1 pseudogene is annotated in these 246 nt (G+C 38.2%); it reads left to right on the top strand.

Annotated elements, in window-relative coordinates:
• Nucleotides 1-246: pseudogene (locus tag AAEZ02_RS23215) on the top strand (diacylglycerol kinase family protein); the annotation flags it as partial.

Here is a 246-nt window from a genome sequence, read left to right on the forward strand (position 1 = left end):
GGACTGCGCTGTCACTTTTATTAGTGAGTACCGCGTATATTTTTAATACAGCAAAAATATTTAGAAAGCGTGAAAATGGGGTGATCCCATTTTATATACGGTGGGCGTTTGTGCCATTTTTATTCGGTGTGCAAATTTATAATGCCTGGTCACGTAAGCGCGATAAAGTGCCGCCCATTCAACAAATAAACGAAAACCTATTTTTAGCTTGCCGATTATTTCCCTCAGATATAGACACATTAAAAG

The sequence above is a fragment of the Shewanella sp. T24-MNA-CIBAN-0130 genome, from assembly GCF_040310185.1.
Lineage (GTDB): Bacteria > Pseudomonadota > Gammaproteobacteria > Enterobacterales > Shewanellaceae > Shewanella > Shewanella psychromarinicola.